This is a genomic window from Algiphilus aromaticivorans DG1253 (genome assembly GCF_000733765.1).
GTDB lineage: Bacteria > Pseudomonadota > Gammaproteobacteria > Nevskiales > Nevskiaceae > Algiphilus > Algiphilus aromaticivorans.
Genome location: NZ_JPOG01000001.1, coordinates 3,446,675 through 3,465,920, shown reverse-complemented (window position 1 = coordinate 3,465,920; position 19,246 = coordinate 3,446,675). Strand labels below are relative to the sequence as shown.

At 67.4% G+C, this 19,246-nt stretch carries 19 protein-coding genes; 6 read left to right on the top strand and 13 right to left on the bottom strand.

Features of this window, described 5'->3' with window-relative positions; genetic code table 11:
* Positions 1–27 precede the first annotated feature (27 nt).
* Positions 28–1,260 (bottom strand): MBL fold metallo-hydrolase, encoded by a 1,233-nt coding sequence (locus U743_RS16180; RefSeq protein ID WP_232226816.1) that lies wholly within the window; start codon positions 1,258–1,260, stop codon positions 28–30.
* Positions 1,261–1,324: 64 nt separating this feature from the next.
* Here U743_RS16180 and U743_RS16175 point away from each other — a divergent pair, with 64 nt between their 5' ends.
* The 4 genes from U743_RS16175 (at position 1,325) to U743_RS16160 (ending at position 7,551) form a co-directional block, all read left to right on the top strand.
* Positions 1,325–1,999, top strand: a complete 675-nt coding sequence (locus tag U743_RS16175) for an exopolysaccharide biosynthesis protein (RefSeq protein WP_052368298.1) — start codon at positions 1,325–1,327, stop codon at positions 1,997–1,999.
* Positions 2,000–2,074: 75 nt separating this feature from the next.
* A complete protein-coding gene (locus U743_RS16170) occupies positions 2,075–4,153 on the top strand; it encodes a S9 family peptidase (protein ID WP_052368297.1) in 2,079 nt (692 codons plus the stop codon).
* 54 nt (positions 4,154–4,207) lie between these two features.
* Positions 4,208–5,215, top strand: coding sequence for a Vgb family protein (locus U743_RS16165; protein ID WP_043769794.1), 1,008 nt, complete (start codon positions 4,208–4,210; stop codon positions 5,213–5,215).
* A 65-nt stretch (positions 5,216–5,280) separates the two neighbouring features.
* Positions 5,281–7,551: a glycosyltransferase gene (locus tag U743_RS16160; protein ID WP_198022080.1), complete on the top strand. Its 2,271-nt coding sequence runs from the start codon at positions 5,281–5,283 to the stop codon at positions 7,549–7,551.
* Here the strand turns inward: U743_RS16160 and U743_RS16155 are convergent.
* From U743_RS16155 to U743_RS16130, 6 genes are all read right to left on the bottom strand, one after another.
* A complete protein-coding gene (locus U743_RS16155; protein ID WP_043769792.1) occupies positions 7,529–8,215 on the bottom strand; it encodes a TVP38/TMEM64 family protein in 687 nt (228 codons plus the stop codon). The genes U743_RS16160 and U743_RS16155 overlap by 23 nt on opposite strands.
* Before the next feature lie 33 nt (positions 8,216–8,248).
* Positions 8,249–8,689 (bottom strand): hypothetical protein, encoded by a 441-nt coding sequence (locus U743_RS16150; RefSeq protein WP_043769790.1) that lies wholly within the window; start codon positions 8,687–8,689, stop codon positions 8,249–8,251.
* 57 nt (positions 8,690–8,746) lie between these two features.
* Complete coding sequence (locus U743_RS18375) at positions 8,747–10,354, bottom strand: pilus assembly PilX family protein (protein WP_052368296.1); 1,608 nt, start codon at positions 10,352–10,354, stop codon at positions 8,747–8,749.
* Between the two features lie 2 nt (positions 10,355–10,356).
* The gene (locus U743_RS16140) at positions 10,357–11,391 is read right to left on the bottom strand and encodes a PilW family protein (RefSeq protein ID WP_043769787.1); all 1,035 of its coding nucleotides are present in this window, start codon (positions 11,389–11,391) and stop codon (positions 10,357–10,359) included.
* Positions 11,388–11,894: a type IV pilus modification protein PilV gene (pilV, locus tag U743_RS16135; protein WP_084191610.1), complete on the bottom strand. Its 507-nt coding sequence runs from the start codon at positions 11,892–11,894 to the stop codon at positions 11,388–11,390. The genes U743_RS16140 and pilV overlap by 4 nt, the downstream gene beginning before the upstream one ends.
* 122 nt (positions 11,895–12,016) lie before the next feature.
* Positions 12,017–12,373, bottom strand: coding sequence for a DMT family protein (locus U743_RS16130; RefSeq protein WP_043769785.1), 357 nt, complete (start codon positions 12,371–12,373; stop codon positions 12,017–12,019).
* Between the two features lie 80 nt (positions 12,374–12,453).
* On the opposite strand from U743_RS16130, the gene U743_RS16125 reads away from it, so the two are divergent.
* The gene (locus tag U743_RS16125; protein WP_043769782.1) at positions 12,454–12,807 is read left to right on the top strand and encodes a glycine zipper domain-containing protein; all 354 of its coding nucleotides are present in this window, start codon (positions 12,454–12,456) and stop codon (positions 12,805–12,807) included.
* A 9-nt stretch (positions 12,808–12,816) separates the two neighbouring features.
* Here the strand turns inward: U743_RS16125 and U743_RS16120 are convergent, their stop codons facing one another.
* The 6 genes from U743_RS16120 to U743_RS16095 form a co-directional block, all read right to left on the bottom strand.
* Positions 12,817–13,365, bottom strand: coding sequence for an LOG family protein (locus U743_RS16120; RefSeq protein ID WP_043769779.1), 549 nt, complete (start codon positions 13,363–13,365; stop codon positions 12,817–12,819).
* 49 nt (positions 13,366–13,414) lie between these two features.
* Positions 13,415–13,804: a DUF2306 domain-containing protein gene (locus tag U743_RS16115; RefSeq protein WP_043769777.1), complete on the bottom strand. Its 390-nt coding sequence runs from the start codon at positions 13,802–13,804 to the stop codon at positions 13,415–13,417.
* A 75-nt stretch (positions 13,805–13,879) separates the two neighbouring features.
* A complete protein-coding gene (locus U743_RS16110) occupies positions 13,880–15,019 on the bottom strand; it encodes a GGDEF domain-containing protein (protein ID WP_043769774.1) in 1,140 nt (379 codons plus the stop codon).
* A gap of 128 nt (positions 15,020–15,147) precedes the next feature.
* Positions 15,148–17,328, bottom strand: a complete 2,181-nt coding sequence (locus U743_RS18370; protein ID WP_052368293.1) for an Ig-like domain-containing protein — start codon at positions 17,326–17,328, stop codon at positions 15,148–15,150.
* Entirely contained in the window at positions 17,318–17,674 is a 357-nt protein-coding gene (locus U743_RS16100; RefSeq protein WP_156966478.1) for a hypothetical protein, read from the bottom strand. Before U743_RS16100 ends, U743_RS18370 begins: the two co-directional genes overlap by 11 nt.
* Before the next feature lie 155 nt (positions 17,675–17,829).
* Positions 17,830–18,411, bottom strand: coding sequence for a DUF6940 family protein (locus tag U743_RS16095; protein ID WP_043769767.1), 582 nt, complete (start codon positions 18,409–18,411; stop codon positions 17,830–17,832).
* Positions 18,412–18,661: 250 nt separating this feature from the next.
* Here U743_RS16095 and U743_RS16090 point away from each other — a divergent pair, with 250 nt between their 5' ends.
* A complete protein-coding gene (locus tag U743_RS16090) occupies positions 18,662–19,246 on the top strand; it encodes a LemA family protein (RefSeq protein ID WP_043769765.1) in 585 nt (194 codons plus the stop codon).

Sequence of the window (19,246 nt, the reverse complement as noted above, 5' to 3'; positions counted from 1 at the left end):
GACCGCCGGCCTCCGGCCTGCGCGCGCTCAGGGCTGCGCGCAGGAGGAGCCGGGCGAGGGCAGCTTCCAGCGCGGGGCATCCACCGCGAAGCTGCGCGACTGCATGAAATCCTGCGGATCGCGCAGATAGTCCAGCTCGGGCGGATGCGCCAGCGTCGCAAGCTCGTCGCGCCAGGGCTGTTCCAACGCCGCCGCACCGGGTCCGATCACCGGCGCCCAGGCGTCGTGGTGATTGGGCAGGCTCAGCTTGGGATGCGCGTGCTCGACGTAGAGGCGCGCGTCGCGCATGGCGCTGGTCAGCATGCCGAAGCCGACGATGGCGCCCACCTGCACATCCACGCAGCCCGGGAAGCTGTCGAGCGCCTGCCGAATCTCGGCCGCGAAGGGCTCGCCCTCGTCGATGGGGCCCGAGGAGTCGTGCCAGAGCAGGCCGAAATCGCCGTCGCGAAAGTGATAGGCCCAAGTGCCGCCGTTCGGATCGCCGAAGCCGCCATCGTCGGTCAGCGTCAGCGCGAAGCGCGTGACTTCCTGCGGATCGGTATTGAGGTTGAGCAGATAGGTCAGCAGATCCGGCACGAAGAGCTGCGGCGTACCGCCTTCGAGCAGATCCATCGGATCGGCCGCCGAGTGCACATGCTGCAGTACGTGCACCGCGGGCAGATCGGCGAAGATGCGGATCGGCTGAACCGTGCCCGGCTCGGGCTCGCCGTCGCTGCCCAGCACCAGGCAGGGGAAGGGTTGATCCGGCCCGTCGGCGGCGCGCTTGCGCGCCAGCGCACACACCGTGTCGCCGGCGATCAGCGCCGCGCCGGTGCGACCGGCGATGTAGCCGGCATCGGCTGCGTGATCGAAATGGCCGTGGCCGATGAAGATGGCTTCCGGCTGCAGCGCCACCAGCTCCTCGCGGCCGATGGGCACCGTATCCGCGTGCAGGCCGACACTCTCCCAGGCGTCGAGCAGCACCAGGTGGCCGCCGATGCTCATGACGAAGCTGGATACGCCGTACCACCACAGCCGCACCGCGTCGGGATCGGTTGCGTCCGGCCCCAGGATCGCCTCGCGCGCGGCGCGCGTTTCGGCGTCCAGCGACGGAGCCGGCGGCAGCGGCTGCCACTGTGCGGCCGGAACGTCACCGCGATCGGCCGGCACATCGCCTTCATCCGAAACGCTGCCGCTCCCGCCACAGGCCGTGAGCATCGCTGCGGCCAGCAACGCAGCGGCGCAGGCCCCCTTATCCAGGCAAACCGATATTGTCCCCATGGCCCATTCTAGCCATCACGCTGAGCTGACTACCCGCGCGTCCCTCGCTCCGGAGAAGCGGGCATTGCAAACAGCCAGCAAGGCGCGCCAAGCTGCGGAACAAGCGGCGGCGGCGCGCGTGCCGGGCGCGGCATGGCACAGCAAGGGATCGCAGACATTGCCCGACAACATCACCAGCGTGCTCGACCGCCTGGAAGAGCAGACCCGGGACGCGACGATCGTCCGCGTCGCGGACATCCTGGAGGCCTTCTCGGGGCGCCTCTTCGGCCCGCTGCTGCTGCTGCCGGCGCTGATCGTGATTTCGCCACTGGGCATGATCCCGCTGGTGCCAACGGCGATGGCGGTGCTGCTGGCGCTGATTGCCGGGCAGGGGCTGCTGGGGCGTGGCCAGCCCTGGGTGCCACGCCAGCTGCGTGAGCGCAGCGTCGAGCGCGAACGCCTGCAGCACGCTTTTTCCCGACTGCGGCCGTGGACGCAGCGAATCGATCGTCTGACGCGACCGCGGCTCGAGATTCTCGTCACGGGACCGATGCAGCCGGTGCTGATCATGATCGTGCTGCTGCTGGCCGGCGTCATGGTGCCCCTGGAGGTGCTGCCCTTCGCCGCGGCCCTGCCGGCGCTGAGCATCGCCCTGCTCGCGATTGCCATGCTCGGCCAGGATGGCCTGCTCGGGGCGCTGGGCTTCGCTGTGGGCGGCGGCTCATTGGTGACGCTGCTCTATCTGTTGACCCGCGGCTGAGCGACGAGCACCACGGGCAATGGGAAGCGGCACGATGGGCTGCACAATGGGCGCCCGCTTCAGCCTGCAGCCCCGATGACGCCACCAACGAGCCAACCGCCCTCCCTCCAACCGCCGCGCCCCGAGCAGCGACCGCGGGAGGTCGCGGCACCGGGCGGCAGGCGTGTCGATCCCTACTACTGGCTGCGCGACGACAGCCGCGAGGACGCGCAGGTCATCGCGCACCTCGAAGCTGAGAATCGCTACTTCGAGCAGACCACGGCCGCGCAACAACCGCTGCGCGAGCAGCTCTTCGCCGAAATGAAGGCGCGGATCAAGGAGGACGATGCCGGTCCGCCCGAATTCGACAACGGTTACTGGTACTACAGCCGTTACGAGGCCGGCCGCGACTATGCCGTGCACTGCCGCCGCCAGGGCACGATGGACGCGCCCGAGGAGATTCTGCTCGACGCCAACCTCGAGGCCGAAGGCAATGCCTACTACCGCCTGGGCGCGATGGAAGTCAGCCCCGACAACCGCTGGCTGGCCTGGACCGAGGACTGCGTCGGCCGGCGCCAGTACCGGCTGCGCATCCGCGAGCTCGCCACCGGCGCGACCACCGCACCGCGCGTCGACAACATTCAGCCCGATCTCGCCTGGGCCTCGGACAGTCGAAGGCTGCTTTTCGTGCAGCAGGACGAGACCACGCTGCTCGGCAACCGGGTTCTCCTGCTATCTCGTGAAGCCGGCGCCGAACCCGAGTTGATCTATGAGGAGAAGGACGACGCCTTCTTCATGGGTGTGCACCGTGCCCGCTCGGGGCGGTACGTCTTCATCACGCTGCAGGCCACCGAAACCTCCGAATGGCGCTTCGCCCCGGCCGATGCGCCCGAGGCCGGCTTCGCACCGGTCATCCCGCGCACCAGCGGCCACGAATACGACGTCGAGGACCACGGCACCGACGTCGTCATCCGCAGCAATGAGAACGCCCCCAACTTCCGCCTGCTGCGCGCACCGCCCAACGAGGCAGCCGAGCGCACACGCTGGCAGGAGATCGTCCCCCATCGCGAGGATGCCCTCGTTGAAGGCTTCGAGTGCTACGACGAGTGGCTGGCGATCGAGGAGCGCGTCGACGGTCTGCTGCGCATGCGCCTGCGGCGCTGGGACGGCAGCGATGAACGTCTCATTGCCGGCGACGACACGCCCTCGGCCATACATCTGATCGGTACGCCGGAACCTTCCAGCCCCACCGTGCGTTATGCCCAGTCCACGCTGACCACGCCGGAGACCATCTACGACCACGAGCTGGCCTCGGGCAGCCGCACGCTGGTCAAGCAGCAGCCGGTGGTGGGCGACTTCGATGCCGCCGACTACGCCTCGGAATATCGCTGGATCACCGTGCGCGACGGCGCGCGCGTGCCGGTGTCGCTGCTGCACCGCCGTGACACCCCATTGGACGGCAGCGCACCAATACTGCTCACCGGCTACGGCGCCTACGGCATCTGCCTGGATCCGGGCTTTTCCAGCCATCGCCTGTCATTGCTCGACCGCGGCTGGGTGATCGGCATCGCCCACGTGCGCGGCGGCGAGGACCTCGGCCGCGCCTGGTACGACGCCGGTAGGCTGGCGCAGAAGCCCAATACCTTCCGCGACTTCATGGATGTCTCGGACACGCTGGTGACCGAAGGCGTCTGCGCCCCGGATCAGCTGCACGCCACGGGGGGCTCCGCCGGCGGGCTGCTGATGGGGGTCATCGCCAATGAGTATCCCGGTCGCTACCGCAGCATCTCGGCGCATGTGCCCTTCGTGGACATCCTCACCACCATGCTCGACCCCAGCATCCCGCTGACCACCAACGAGTACGACGAGTGGGGCAACCCCGAGCGGCCCGAGGACTACGCCACCATCGCCGCCTACTCGCCCTACGACAACATCCGCGCGCAGGCTTACCCGCCCATGCTGGTGAGCAGCGGACTGTGGGACTCGCAGGTGCAGTACTGGGAGCCGACCAAATGGGTCGCGAAGCTGCGCGACCACCAGACCGACGAGGCGCCGATCTTCCTGGCCACCGAGATGGAGGCCGGCCACGGCGGCCGTTCCGGCCGCTTCCAGCGCCTGCACGAGCAGGCGCGCGACTACGCCTTCGTGCTCGCCGAGGCCAACGGCGGGGGCTGAACAGCGCCCGGCGCTGGATGTCATAGTGGCCGCAACGGACACAGGGAGCCTTCCATGCCATCGATTCGCCTACCGAAACTACTGGCCATCCTCCTGTCGCTGAGCGTCGTCGGCGCCGCCCAGGCCGAGGACGACGCCAAGGGGCTTGCCGTGGAGATCACCGAGTGGGAAGTGCCCTGGGCCGATTCACGGCCGCGCGACCCCTGGTACGGTCCCGGCGATGTCGTCTGGTTCGTCGGACAGAAGGCCGACTACGTGGCGCGCTTCGACCCCGACAGCGAGGACTTCGAGCGCTTCGATCTGCCCGAGGGCGCAGGACCGCATACCATTATCGCCGACGAGGCCGGTGCCTGGTACGCCGGCAACCGCGACACCCACATCGGGCGCCTCGACCCGGAGACCGGCGCCATCGAGCAATTCCCGATGCCCGGTGACAACGGCCCGCGCGACCCGCACACCATGGCCTTCCGCAGCGATGGCGACATCTGGTTCACGGCCCAGCTCGCCAGTCAGGTCGGCTTGCTCGATCGCGATAAAGGCGAGATCACGCTCTTCGACACCGAGACGCCGCGTGCGCGGCCCTACGGGCTGGTGGTGGACGATTCCGACCAGCCCTGGTTCACCCTCTTCGGGACGAATGCGCTGGGCACGGTGGAGAACGGCAGCGTCCGCGAGATCCCGCTGCCACGCGATAATGCGCGCCCGCGTCGCCTGGCCTTCACACCCGACGGCATGCTCTGGTACGTCGACTACGCGCAGGGCTACCTCGGCCGCTATAACCCGGAGGACGGCGCGATCGACGAATGGCGCCTGCCCGGCGGCGGCGCGGCCGCGCCCTACGCCATGGGCACCGACGACCGCGGCCACGTCTGGGCCGTGGAAACCGGCGACCGCAGCAACAACCGCTTCGTGGGTTTCGACCCCGACACCGAATCCTTCGGCGAGCCGGTGCCCGTGCCCAGCGGCGGCGGCACGGTTCGGCACATGTTCTTCGACGCCGGCACGCAGAGCTTCTGGTTCGGCACCGACGCCAACACCCTCGGCCGGGCACGGCTGCGCTGAACGCGACACCCTGAGCGCTAAGAAGCAACGCCGTCTGACCGCAGCGATCACAAGGACGTGACGAGGTGAAACGCTTCATTCGGCGTCATCCGCGCGCGCTGCTGGCGGCGAATCTGTCGCTGGTGGCCGCGCTGCTGGCCTATCAGCTCTGGCTCTATGTCACCGAGCCGCGGGTGGAGTCGCTGCACGTCGATCAGGTCGAGGCTATCGGCGATCGGCTGGCAGGAGGCGAGCGCTTCCGCTTCGCGGTGGTGGGCAATGTCAACAACTCCATCCGCGTCTTCCGCGACCAGATCATCCCCAAGCTCAATGCCGCCGATGTCGATTTTCTGGTGTCAGCCGGCAACGCCGTCGCGGGCGGCCAGCCAGAGAACTACCGCGCGGTCTTCGAGATCTTCGGCCGGCTGGAGATGCCCTGGCTGCTGACCTATGGCGCCAACGAGCACAGCGATTTCGGCAGCTTCCGCTTCTACGAGCGCTTCGGGCCACACTTCTATTCCTTCGTCGCCGGTGACGCGCACTTCCTCTTCCTGGACAGCACCGGCAAGACGCCCAAGCGCTGGCAGCTGCGCTGGCTGGAGCGCGAGCTGTCGGCCTCACCGGCCGAACGGCGCTTCGTCTTCATCGCCCACCCGGTGCGCGAGCCGGTGGGCGAGCTGCCGCTGCTCACCGACGAGGAAGCGCTGGCGCCGGCGGACTTCCGCGAAGCGCTCATCGAACGCTTCGAGCGGCTGGGCGTCGACGCCGTCTTCTCCAGCCATGTCGCGGTGTTCTCGGACGAGACCGTGGAGGGGGTGCGCTACGTCACCACCGGCGGCGCCGGCGGCCTGATCGTCGACCGCGAGGCCAGCTTTCACCACTACGTTGTGGCGGAAGTCACGCCGGAGGGCCTGCGCATCGAGCCAGTGCCACTGGAGATCCGCGACACACCCGTGCTGAGCACGCTGGACAGCCTGTGGTCGGCGATCTACGCGCTGGTCTACGTCAGCTTCGCGCGCTTTCTGCTGATCATCCTGCTGCTGAGCACGGCCGCGATCTGGCTCTATCGCCTGATTGCCACTGAACGCGACTACTACCCGGACTTCGACATCGACGCCGCGCCCTATCGCGAGCGTGCGCTGCGCGTCGGCATGTTCACGAACAATTTCTATCCCTTCGTCGGTGGCGTGGGCGTATCCATCGACAGGCTGATCCGCGGCCTGCACGGCCTCGGCGACGAGACATTGCTGGTGGCGCCGCACTATGCCCGCGAGCAGCAAGCACGCGAGGATGTGCTGCGCGTACGCGGCATCTTCGGGCTAGGCGAGGCGCGTGATTTCCCGCTGCCGAATCCGGCTTCGCGCGCGGCCACGCGGCGCATGCGCGCCTTCGCCCCGGACATCATTCACGTGCACCACCCCTTCTGGCTCGGCTCGCTGGGGCTTTGGCTGGGGCGGCACCTGGACGTGCCCGTGGTGCTGACCTACCACACGCGGCTGGAGCACTACGCGCACTTCGTGCCGCTGCCCGGCCTGCTGTTCCGCAACCTGATCTCGCACGCACTTATCCGCCGCTTCGCCAACAAGTGCCAGGGCGTGGTGGTACCTACCGAATCGGCCGAGGAATACCTGCGCATCATCGGCGTCAGAAGCCACACCCTCGTGCAGCCCACCGGCATCGATTTCGACGCCGCGCAACAGGTGGACGAGGACGCGCTCGCGGCGCTGCGCGCCGAGCATCAACTGGACAACGCCAGCCACGTGCTGGTCTGCGCCTGCCGGCTCAGCCGCGAGAAGAACATCGACTTCATGCTGGAAGCCCTGGCCGAGCTGCCGGAGCCGACGCGCGCCGGTACCCGACTGCTGCTCATCGGCGACGGGCCCGACCGCGAGCGCATCGGCGAGCGCATCGAAGCCCTGGGGCTGGCATCGATGGTGCAGCTGGTGGGCGCCGTCCCGCCGGAGCGCATGGCCCTCTACTACCGCCTGGGCGATGTCTTCGTCTTCGCCTCGCGCTCGGAAACGCAGGGCATGGTGATCCTGGAGGCCATGGCCACGGGCCTGCCGGTGGTGGCGGTGCGCTCCAGCGGCATCGACGACGTCGTGCAGCACGATATCAACGGCTACAAGACCACCGGTGAGCGCCGGCAATGGCGCGAGCATCTGCAGGCGCTCCTCGACGACGAAGATCTGCGCGCCCGCCTCGGCGAGCAGGCGCTGCAAACCGCCCGCGCACACGACATCAGTGGCTTCGCCCACGCCGTGCACGACTTCTACGCCTACCTGATCGCCGAGCGCGCGCACCAAGCCGAAGCCGCGGCAGAGCCGGGCAGCGCTAAGATCTCTCGCGGCCGTTAAGGCGACGTGCCAGCCTCCGCAGCAAGACCAGTCCGAGCAGCGCCGTGACCACACCCGCCGCCCCCCACGCCAGCTCGGAACGATCAGCGGCGGTAAGCAGCGTCAGCAGCTGGCTACCCAGTAGCGTCACCGCGACCAGCCCCGGCAGGATGCCGAGCGCCGATCCCAGCATGTAGCCCCAGAAGCGCAGCCGGAAGGCCCCAGCGAGCATGTTGGTGAGCGTGAAGGGCGCGATGGGGAGCAGATTGATCAGCACCATCGTCCACACGCCGCGCTCCGCCAGATAGCCGGACAGCGCCTCGGCGCGCGTGCCGCCCAGGCGCATCAGCGCGTCACGACCCACCGCGGCACCAGCGACATAGCCCAGCGCCGAGCCCGCCAGCGTGCCGACCGTGGCGCAGGCCAGTCCCCACACCGGGCCGAAGACAAGGCCGGCCGCCCCAACCAATACCGTCAGCGGGAACATCAGCTGCAGCAGCAGCGGGAAGGCGAGCACGGTCACTAGCATCGCCAGCGGCGCGTTCCGCAGCACGCCGAGCTGCGCGACGGCGGCCTCCAGCGAAGCCGCGTCCAGGTGCCCGCGCGCAGCCAGCCACTGCCAGAACAGCCCGGCTCCGGCCAAAACGAGAATCACAGTCAACAGCAGGACAAGGGAGCGCGGCATGGCCCGAGGATAGCGGCCGCGTGCGCCCCCGGCCTACAGCAGAGCCACCGGAATCAGCTGATCAAGTAGCAGCAGCACCACCGCCATCGCGAGGAACTGGAGCGCGAAGCGCAGCACCGCACGGCCCGCGCCGCGCCAGCCGCGCGTGCGCACGAGATAGACGGGCAACATGATCTCGGTGAGCAGCATCGTCATACCCGCCGCCAGGCCCAGCTCATGTTCCGACATGCCGCGGCTCCGACCGTCGGCCAGCACCCAGAGGCCGACCAGCATATTGACCGTGACCTTGACCCCGATGGCGTAGCCGCCGCTGTCGACAATCGCCGCCGGCAGCAGGGCATCGGCCAGCACCATGGCGATGATCCCCAGCCAGAAGAGCGCCGCCGCCCACCACGGCGAGCCGGCTACCTTGGCTTTCGGCGCCTCTTCCGTGGTCGCGGCCTGCGCGGCCGCGGCGTCGTCGGTTTTATGCACGCGCGCGATTTTCCGGAACCCGCGGGCGAGCCTATCCGGCGCGCAAGCGGGCCGCAATCAGCGCAGGCGCTCCTTCCAATTGATGCGCTTGGTGGCCGGCTCGTGGCAGACGCTGGTGGGCTGCGCGATGGGTGCAGCCGCACCCGGCTCGACGTGGCTATCGAAGAGATCGCCGACGGTATCGAGAATGTTGTCGAGCAGACTCACGACCAAGTGGCACACGACGTTGAGAAGACCGCAGCTCCCGCCGCCGAAGACGACGCTGACCACGTTCTGCAGAGATCCGAGAAGATCGCTGATGAGGCCGCCGTTCAAGAGGTTGTCCAGATCGGAAAGCGCGCCGCTGTTCAGCGAAGCGCGGATGTGGTGCCCACCCTCGACGTCGTAGCTGTCGTTTCCGCCGATATCCAGGAGCACCGGCATCTGAACGAAGCCGTCGCCGGTAGCGCGCAAGCGGTAGCTGTCGTCGCCGCCGAGATCGGCAGTGACGAAGGCGGAGGTCGTGGTATCGCTGTAGATCTCGTAGCGGTCGTTGCCGCCAGCATCGGCGATCACCGAGGCGCCGAGCGGAATCAACGGAAGGGCGCCGCTGGCCCCGATCAGCTCGTTGCCCACGCCCGCGACCTGGCCGAGGATCTGATCCAGCGGCGTGGCTGGCAGCAGGCTGCCGACGACGCCACCTATGAGTCGATCGAGCACGCCATCGTCGGTTTCGCCACTCGGGGTGTTGATGCAGTAGCTGTTGTCGGTAGTGAAGCGGCCGGAAGCATCGAGGGTAGTGATGGCCACAGCGGTGGTGCCGGGATTCTCGACCTCGATGCGCCGAATACGGTAATCGGACAGGGCACGATCCAGCCCCGTGATGTCGGAAGTGACATCGAGCAGGCCGTCCACCCCCGGCAGATAGCCGAGGCCCAGGATGTCGGCGACGACGAAAACATCGGCACCACCGCTGCCCTCGTAGGCCAGTGTTACCGGCGCGCCATCGTCGTCACAGCCCTGCGGGTTCCAGCCACCGAGATCGATATCCAGGTCCGGGTTCGTGCCGAGATGCGCACGCGCGGTGATGATGCCGTCGCCGATGGCGACGACGTTGACATCCGCATTGCCGCGAATGTGGATGCGGCGCTCGAAGCGGCGCCGGACGGTGCTCTCCACCACGGCATGGCCGCCGCCGGCGGCACGCGCAGCGGCGGTGATGCGGAAGATCGCGCTTTCGGTGTCGGGCTCCACATCCTCGACGGCGACGGTAAAGCGCGGCGCCTCGGAAACGCTGTTGAGCTCGCGGTCATAGGCCGTGGCCTGGGCCCAGCTCTGGGCATCCCAGGGGTCGGGCAGGCTGTCGGCATCCGCATCCCAGACGCGCAGCGATCCGCCGCCACTCACGGAAAGCTGGTGGCTACCGCCGTCGGGTGGGACCACATCGTCGACGCCGCAGCCGAACTGCATGCGCGCCACGCGACGCTCACCTTCGCGCAGCGCGGATTCGGCCGCCTGGAAGGCAAGGTTGCGATTCTTGGTCGCGCCGGCCATGCCGAGCTGCAGCGTACTGCCGGATGCAGCGGCCAGCGCGGTGACGGTGACCACCAGCAGCAGCGTCAGGCTGACGATGAGCGCGGCGCCGCCCTGATGGCGTTTAGCAAAGGAGTGTCCGGGGTTTCGCATCACTACAACCCTCCGCCGCCGGCGCGATTACGCAGGGCGACCGTGGTGGTGAAGACACGCAGGACCCGCCGATCTTCGGCGGTGACCTGCGCATTGCCGAAGATCACCGAGGACGGTGAATCGGCGAGATAGTTGTCGGGGGTTTCCAGCAGCAGACTCACGCGCACCGCGACTACGCCGCGCCAATCGGCAACGTCAGTGCCGGCCTGGTAGCGGTCGACGCTGCCGTCGCCGTCGTCGTCCACCCCGTAGCGAAGGCGCATGTCGCGCACGCCTTCGACGATGGCCTCCGGGCCTTCGCCGATATCGCGATGCAGTGCCGTTGCCGCCTTGCCGTCGGCATACTGCACGCCGGTCTCGGCCACGAACCAGCCGTGCTGCCGGATGCGGAGCAGGCGGTCGCCCTCGGCGTAGCTGCCATTCAGCTTGGGCGAAGTGTTGGCGTTGGCGGCGTGGGCCAGCGTCACGGTCTCGGTGGGGTCGCTGGTTTCCTTCGGCTTGTTGGTGATGCGGAAGGTGTCGCCCTCGCGACAGTTGGTGACCGTGACCACATCGTCCTGCTCAAGGCCGAGCGCGTTGCCCGCGACCTTCAGATTGGCGTTGTTCGGTCCGCCCTTCTTGCCGCCCTTGCCCGGATTCTCGGCACCGGCGACTTGCATGCTGCGCTCGTCAGCACGCTGCAGGCGCAGGGCATCGCTGTTCGCCAGCGCGCCCTCCGGCGTGTAGTCGCTGAGGCTGTCGCCGGCATCGAAGTCGAAGGCCGGGTCGGCACCGCCGCTGTCGCCCTTCACATTGTTGTGAATGGCGATATCTTCCATCGCGCCGCACTGCGAGAAACCCGCCATGCGCAGATCGCGGGCGAGCATCTCGATGGCGAAGCGGCCATTTTCCTGCAGCCGGCTCATGTTCTCCTGCAGGCGGTAGCTTTGCTTGGTGCTCTGCAGCACTTGCAACGCCCCGCCAATGAGTACCAGCCCGAGCACGAGCGCGATCATCAGCTCGACCAGGGTCAGGCCAGCCTGACGATGGCGGCTCACAGCTGCACCTCGGTAGTTTCGGTGGCGAAGGCGTCCTCGCCATCCTCGCGAGTACGCCAGCGCACGGTGACGCGCATGACACCATCGTTGCGACGAACGACGGTGCCGTCGCCCGCAGGCAAGGCGCAGGCCAGCCGCTGCGTCCACAACGCCAGATCCTGATCCGCGACGTCACCGTCGAGCCCCACCGGCGCGCAACGCGGCGCCTTCTTTTCCTCGGCGAAGCTGTCGCGCAGGTAGGCGCCGCTCGCGGCCGCTGCGGGGTTCGCTCGCATGCGGTCGATGATGTCCTGGGCCAGCACGGCGGCCTGCGAGTGGAAGTAGGCTTCCTGGGTCATGCGCAGACCGCTGAGCTGCAGATTGGCGACGCCGAGCAACCCGATCGACAGCACCACCAGCGCCACCATGACCTCGACCAGACCAACACCACGGACGCGGCTCGGTACCCGCCGAGGCTGCGAAGTCGATGCAATCGAATTGTGGGTTGCCACTGTGCAGGTCATGGCGCCCTCCCGCGTCTGACTCGAGAGCCATTGGAACGCGTGCCATGAACAAGCTGTCAGGTCGGCCGTATCTGCGGCAGCGGTCAGCCGACAAGCGGCCTAAAGTCGCGTGTCAGAGCCGATCAGCCCTGCGTCAACTGGCTCCGGAAGATGAAAAAGACGGCACCGAAGACGCACAGACCGGCCCACAGATAATCCAGCTTCAGCGGCTCGCGCATGTAGTACACGGCGAAGGGCACGAAGACGCTGAGGGTGATGACCTCCTGCAGGATCTTGAGCTGGCCCAGCGACAGCACCGTGTAACCGATGCGATTCGCGGGCACCTGCAGCAGGTACTCGAAGAGCGCGATGCCCCAGCTGATCAGCGCCGCGGCGATCCAGGGCTTGTGGTTGAGGGTCTTGAGATGCGCATACCAGGCAAAGGTCATGAAGACATTGCTCAGGGTCAGCAACACGATCGTCAGTGCCACGCTCTTCATCACGGCCACCAGTGTTCAGGTGTAGCTCATGCCGACCCGACGAGGATGCTTTCAGGCATTCCCGTCACCGGAGAACAACCATGCAGAAGATTCGCAGCTTTTCCCTGGCCCTGCTGCTCGCCGCCGCCACGCTGCCGGCAGCAGCCGACGACCGCACCGATGCCGCCATCGGCGCGGGCCTGGGCGGCGCGCTGGGTGCGGTTATCGGCTACGAGACCGGCGGCCGCAACGGCGCCATTCTGGGCGGCGCCCTCGGCGGAGCCGGTGGCGCAGCCGTGGCGACCGACCGCGACCGCCGTCACGACCGTCACGACCGTCACGACCGTCACGACCGCAGCTACGATGATCGCCGTTACCGCGCGCGCGATGACCATCGGCACCCGCATGGGCGCGGCTTCTGCCCACCGGGGCAGGCCAAGAAGGGGCGCTGCTAGCCTGCAGCGCTACGGTGCTTCGCAGGCCTCGGTGATGGCATCCAGCACCTCGCGGACATCCGCGACCACCGCGAAGAGCGCCCGATGCACCGGCTGCATGAAGTCATCATCGATGGCGCGCTCGAACTGAGCCAGCAGCGGATCGTAGTAGCCCCGCTGGTTCACCACGACGATGGGATTGCTGTGCAGGCCGAGGCGCTTGAGCGTGATGGCCTCCAGCAGTTCCTCGAAGGTGCCGCAGCCGCCGGGCAGGGCGACGACGGCATCGCTGTCCTTCAGCAGCAGCGCCTTGCGCTCGGCCATGTCGCGCGTCCAGGTAAAGCGCACCACCTTGGGATGCGCCAGCTCCAGCGCCTGCATGAAGTCGGGCATGACGCCGACCGTATCGCCGCCGGCGGCATGCGCACCGTCGGCGAGCCGGCCCATGGAACCGGTCGCGCCACCGCCGAACACCACGGTGTGGCCGGCCTCGGCCAGCAGTCGCCCGAAAGCCTCGGCCGCATCACCGTATTCAGCGGGCGCCCGGGAGCTGGAAGCACAGTAAACGCAGATTCGCATGGCTAGCGGCCGAAGCGTGGAGCCGCAAATTATAGATGGCGTGCGCTGCTCAGCCCCCGAAGAGCCAGCCGTGCAGCAAGCGTCCGGGCATGAGTGCAAAGCTGCCCGCGATCAGAATGCCTCCGCAGTAGACCGAGATCAGATTGTTCCTGTGCGTGACGCGGTCGCCGCGACGAATGGCGAGGATGGCCGCGGGCACGCTCCAGAGCACGACCAGGCTCAAGGCGTGAAGAAAGCCGAAATGCCCCCAGAGCGCCGGCCCGACGGCCGATGGCATGAAAAGGGTAATCGCCGCTGTCAGCACCATGAGGGCTGCGAATACACGGCCCAGGTACCGGTGACGCCGCGTTCCCTTGCGCGTCAGCAGCACCAGAGTGCCGATAAGGAAAGCCGGCAGGACCGTCAGCAAATGCAAGTACGCCAGATGCAGATAACTCATGGGTCGGCTTTCTTCTCGTGTACGGCAGAAGAGTGGAGACGCTGCCCCACAGGGGCAAGCATTCAGTCGACTTGCTCAAGTCGGCGACTCAGCCAACACTACGCAATCACGGCCCTCCTGCTTGGCGCGATAGAGCGCGGTATCGGCCCGCTGAACCAGCGCCGCGGCATCGGGCTCGCCCTCGCACAGAGCGATTCCCAGGCTGATGGTGATCGATAAAGCACCGGCGCTTGTCATAAAGGGGGCTTCGGCTACGCTGGCGCGCAGCTTCTCGGCCACCTCACGGGCACCCGTAGCGCCAATCTCCGGCAGCAGCACGAGGAATTCCTCACCCCCCCAACGCGCGACGTGATCGCCCGTGCGCACCGCGGCGCGCAGACGCTCGGCCACCGCAGTGAGGATCTCGTCTCCAACGTCGTGCCCGTGGGTATCGTTGACGCGCTTGAAGTGATCGAGATCCGCCATGATCGCCGCGTAACCCGTGCCACTGCGCAGCGAGCGGGCATGTTCGACGGCCAGCAACGCATCGGCCGCGCGCCGGTTGGGCAGCTCGGTCAGCGCATCCGTGGTGGCGCTGTGCTCCAGCTTCTGCCGCGCAGCAAAGGCCTGTCGGTTGGCGCGGTGGAGCATATCCGCGAGCACGGCGCCCACCACCATCGACAGCAGGGGATAGATCAGCACATTCATTTCGCCCGACCGCCACAAACCCAGCCACCACCACAGCAGCACGACGCCGAGCAAGGGCAACACATAGATCAGTAGCAGATCGCGCAGACCCCGCGTCGCCAGTAGCGCCACGGCGGGAAAAGCCATCGTCAGCGAGTGGACGATGTAGTGGATATCCGGGCAACCCGCGGCTACGTGCAGCACCAGTATCGCCATCCCGCCCATAACAAGCGCGGCGCCGAAGAGCAGGGCGAACGGCCGCGGCCATCGGCCTTCCGGGCGCCACGCGTATAAGGCCAGCGCCGCGGTCGCCATGAGCAAGAGTGGAGCGCGAATCATCAGCCGCTGCCACCACAGCTCCGTGAGCGTGTTCATTGTTGCCTGCTCCAGCACCTGCAACAGCGGCAGCATCAGCAGGGTCAGCGCTGCGGCGGCCATCAAGATACGGCGCGCGATCTGGCGCTGGTCCTGCGCGAAGGCGGACCGCGCCTCATCGGGCAGCGGCGGGAACAACCACGCCTTCAAACGATGGGGAACGCTCTGCGGCAACGCTTGGCTCCGGAGGCTGGTGACGACGCGACACTCATGCTGCGCGGTGCCGACACCACCCGCTAGCGCCACGGGACGAACGGCGGCCGACAAGGACTCAATCGGCAGGATATATCAGGCCAAGGCGATCACGCCGACTCAGATCCCGTGTTGAAGCGACGCAAGGCGGCAGCCAATCCCAGGGGCACGAGCAGTAGCCAGGCGAAGCCACCACCCGAGCTGCCACCCGACTCGCCAGCGGCCGCGCCGTCGCCGGGATCTTCCGCATCGCCCGCATCACTCGCCGGCTCCGGGGAGGCGCTGGCCTCGAGCAGGTAATTGCCGGTGGCACGGTCGTCAAAGCCACCGATCTCGAGCGTGTAGCTGCCAGCCGGCAGGCCCCGGGCGATGCGGAAGTTTTCGTCGGTCTCGCCGTCGCGAAGCACGTCGTCACTCTCCGCAAGGACCTCGCCCCCGGCATCGTGCAGCGTGCCGACGGTGTCGGTGTCCCCGGTCGTGCGCAGCAGCACATCGGCCGGATCACCCAGGCTGAAGACGAAGTAGTCACGGTCGCCGCGCGTGTTGATCGCGCCGTCGATCTGCCGAAGGGCCTCGTCCAGAACGATTCGCGTGGCGGATTCGGGGTCGTCACCGTGGCGGTCGGTGCCGGGGTCGCCGGTCACGACGAAATTGACCGCATCAGTGCCGAAACCGCCACGATCGTCCGTAATCGTGTAGTCAACCGCCTCGGCAGCCTGCCGGCTGGGCTGCAGCTCGGCCAGCTCGCCACCCGGCGTGTAGCGAAAGCCGCCGTCGGCATCGATGCGCAGCTCGGCACCACCCTCGGTGGTGAATGCCACGCCCACCTTGTCGGCCGAACCATCGACGGCCGACACGCGCAAGACGTCACCGTCCGGATCGCTATCGGCACCGTTGCCGTTGTCTGCAAGCACGTTGCCGGTCACCGTTTGCGTCGACAGCGTTTTCAGCACGTCGGTGCGCGCCACCGGCGGCCGATTGCCGCCATCCGCGGTTACGGCCACCGCAAAGCGCTCGCGCGCGGTGAAGGTGCCATCGGAAACGATCACGGTCACCGTGGCGTTACCGACCTCCGAGCCGGCCTCGAGTGTGAGTTCGCGTTGTCCGCCACTGCCACTGAATCCGATGCCGCTGTCGGGCACCGCGGCCTGATTGTCGGAGAAGGCCTGCAGCGCGAGACTGGCATCGGGTGTGACGCGACTGTTGTCGGTCACCTGCAGCAGGATCGGGTCGCTCGTGCCGCCGGTCTTGAGCGTCTGATCGGGAATCGGGGCGATCTCGGGTGGCGTGTCGGCGGCGTGCCAATCCGGGCAGCCGACCCCGCCCTGCAGCTGCCAGCCCAGGTCCTGCAGCAGACAACTCGTCATGTCGACGCCGGTCTTGGCACGGACATCGGCCGTGGCGAAGGGCTCCATCAACAGACTGGGCTCAGCCTCGGTGTCCCAGTGCGCGATGGATGAGCCGACGTCGAAGGAGTTCGGCGAGTAGATCAGCGGGCGGCCGGCGGCATCGGCGCCGTTGCCGCTGTCGAGCCCCTGCGACACGGCGCCGCCCCGCACGAAGTCGCCGACGTTGACGACATTGCGCTCGTTGGTCACCGAAGCCGCGCGCTGCGTATCGCTCATGGCTTCCCAGAAGCGGCCCTGGCTGTTGTCGAAGATCAGCCGGTCCAGCACATAGAAGTCGGGCGTCGCAGAGTTCTCGCCATTGTCGGCAATGAGGGTCGAGAAGCCGAGGCCGTGCGCCAACTCGTGCATGACGACGTTGTAGAAGTCGATGGTGCCTCTGCCACCGGCATGATCGAAACCGTAATAGAAGCGCAGGCCGCGCAGGCAATCCGGATCGGTGTCGACGGCGCCGTTGAAGCTGGCGCCGATGTCGGGAACGACCGGGTCGAGATCCTGACCGGCGAGGGCATTGGCCAGCGCCACGGGATAGAAGGTATCCGTGCGCGGCGCGCCGCGAAAGCGCGCGAAGAACTTCGCCGGACCGGCAGCGCCGAGCGTGCCTTCGTTCACCGAGCATTGATCGTCCGGCGCAGGCGCGAAGCTCGCGTCCACCACGATCTCGACGCTGCTGTCGAGGATGGCGCCCCACTGCTCGGCCGCTGCCCGGAAGACGTTGCGACGCGCCTCGCCGATCGTTTTGGCGTTGTTACCACCCTCCGGTGTGAACGCGGTGGGGTCGTTGAAGCCTTCACCCGGTGGATCGTTGGACTGCACTGTGATGACCGCCGCTTGCGCAGCCGGTAGCACGCACAGAGCAGCGAGGACGGCCCAGCTACTGCGCATGCCGGTCCCGCTCCTTCACTGTTACCTCGCCGTCGTCGTCGGTCTCGGCCTCGATGATGTGCCGCTCCGGCTGCTTGGGGCGCAGCACCACCGTTCCGTCCGGGCGCTCTTCGCGCTGGTATGCCGGCGCGCCAGCGACGCCATCATTGTCGCTGCGCGACTTCGCCCGATCCGCGGGCGGCACGCCCATCTCACCGGTTTCCGGATCAATGTAGACGCGCTGCGCATCGGAAGCAGCCGCCTGCCCACCGACTTCGTTCTCCGCGCGCTCGGCCACACCGTCCTGGCCCGAACAGGCGCCCAGCAAGGCCAATACGGGAACCATTGTTGTCGTCCATCGCAGCATGTTTGTCTCCTCTCGCGGAAACGGCGGCTCGTGTCTTTACACGCGCAGCCGCCGTCATTGGTTCCAAAGCTGCCACAAACGGCCTGTCGACCAAAGTAGTGAAGGTCGGGGCGGCGCCGATCCACGGACCGGCGGCCTGGCACCGCACCGGCCCATCAGCGCCTGAGACGATAGGGAACGTGCCGGTAGTACTTGGGCCGACTGTCCAGGCGAATATGCAGCCACGGCACGCCGTCGCCGGCCGTGCTCAGCCACAACGGCGCCACCCCCAGGCAGTCGTCCACGGCGGCGGCAACGGCCTGCCACAGCGCGTCGCGCTGCGCCGCCGGCGCCTGGCGCAGGAAGGCGCCGAGGTGCGGATAGGCGGCAGGCTCGGCCATCGGTCGCGGCACCACTAGCTCTGCATCTCCGCCCAGATTGGCGAAGCGCAGCACCGGGGCGCTCGCCTCGAAATGCTCGGTGAAATCACTACCGTCAGCCTTACGCAGCAGCTCCGGGGCATCGATGAGCACGCACTCGAAAGGCTGCTCGATGCTATCAGCGGTCACCGGCAGACATTCCCAGCGGAAAGCCTCGAAAGGCGCATCGGCCAGCGCCTGCCCGAAGCGCTCGCGGAAGCCCGCATCGTTCCGCCAGCCACGCAGACAATCCGCCCAGGACAGGGGCCCGGTGTCGCCATCGAAACGCAGCCGCTGACCGCGGCCGGCCTCTATCGTCTCGCGCTGCAGCTCGGTCATGCCGGCATTGTGGCGCAGTCAACGCTCGCGTGAACCACCCACGCGTCCGTCGACTGTCCGCCCATTGGCCGCCAGCGACTGGCGCCGACGGATGGACGGATAGGTAGCGGCAGGCGCTGGAGCCAGGCGGCTATCGCGCGCCGCGCCGGCCCGGACCATGCCGACTGCGTCCGTAACACTTGCACGCTCATAATGGATGCTCGGAAGACGCAGTTCCGCTTCTTCCCCATCGCATTACGGAGCACCGCGCATGGAATGGCTCATTGTTCTCGGACTGATCCTGCTCATTGTTGGCTGGGCAGTCGTCACCTACAACGGCCTCATCGGAGCGCGCAACGCCTTCCGTAATGCCTTCGCCCAGATCGATGTGCAGCTGCAGCGGCGCCACGAGCTCATCCCGAATCTCGTCGAGACCGCCAAGGGCTACATGGCGCACGAGCGCGAGACGCTGGAGGCAGTCATCCAGGCGCGCAACCAGGCGGCCTCCGGCCTGCAGGATGCCGCCGGCGACCCCGGCAACGGCGACAAGATGCAGAAGCTGGCGGGCGCCGAGAACATGCTCACGCAGAGCCTGGGCAAGCTCTTCGCGCTGTCCGAGTCCTACCCGGACCTCAAAGCCAACCAGAACATGATGCAGCTCTCCGAGGAACTCACCTCCACCGAGAACCGCGTCGCCTTCGCACGCCAGGCCTTCAACGACGCGGTCATGAGTTACAACAACCGCCGCGAGATGTTCCCGGGCAGCATCATCGCCAACCAGTTCAACTTCGCGCCGGCCGAGCCACTGGAGATCGAGTCGGTCGAGATGCGCGCCGCGCCAGAAGTGTCCTTCTAG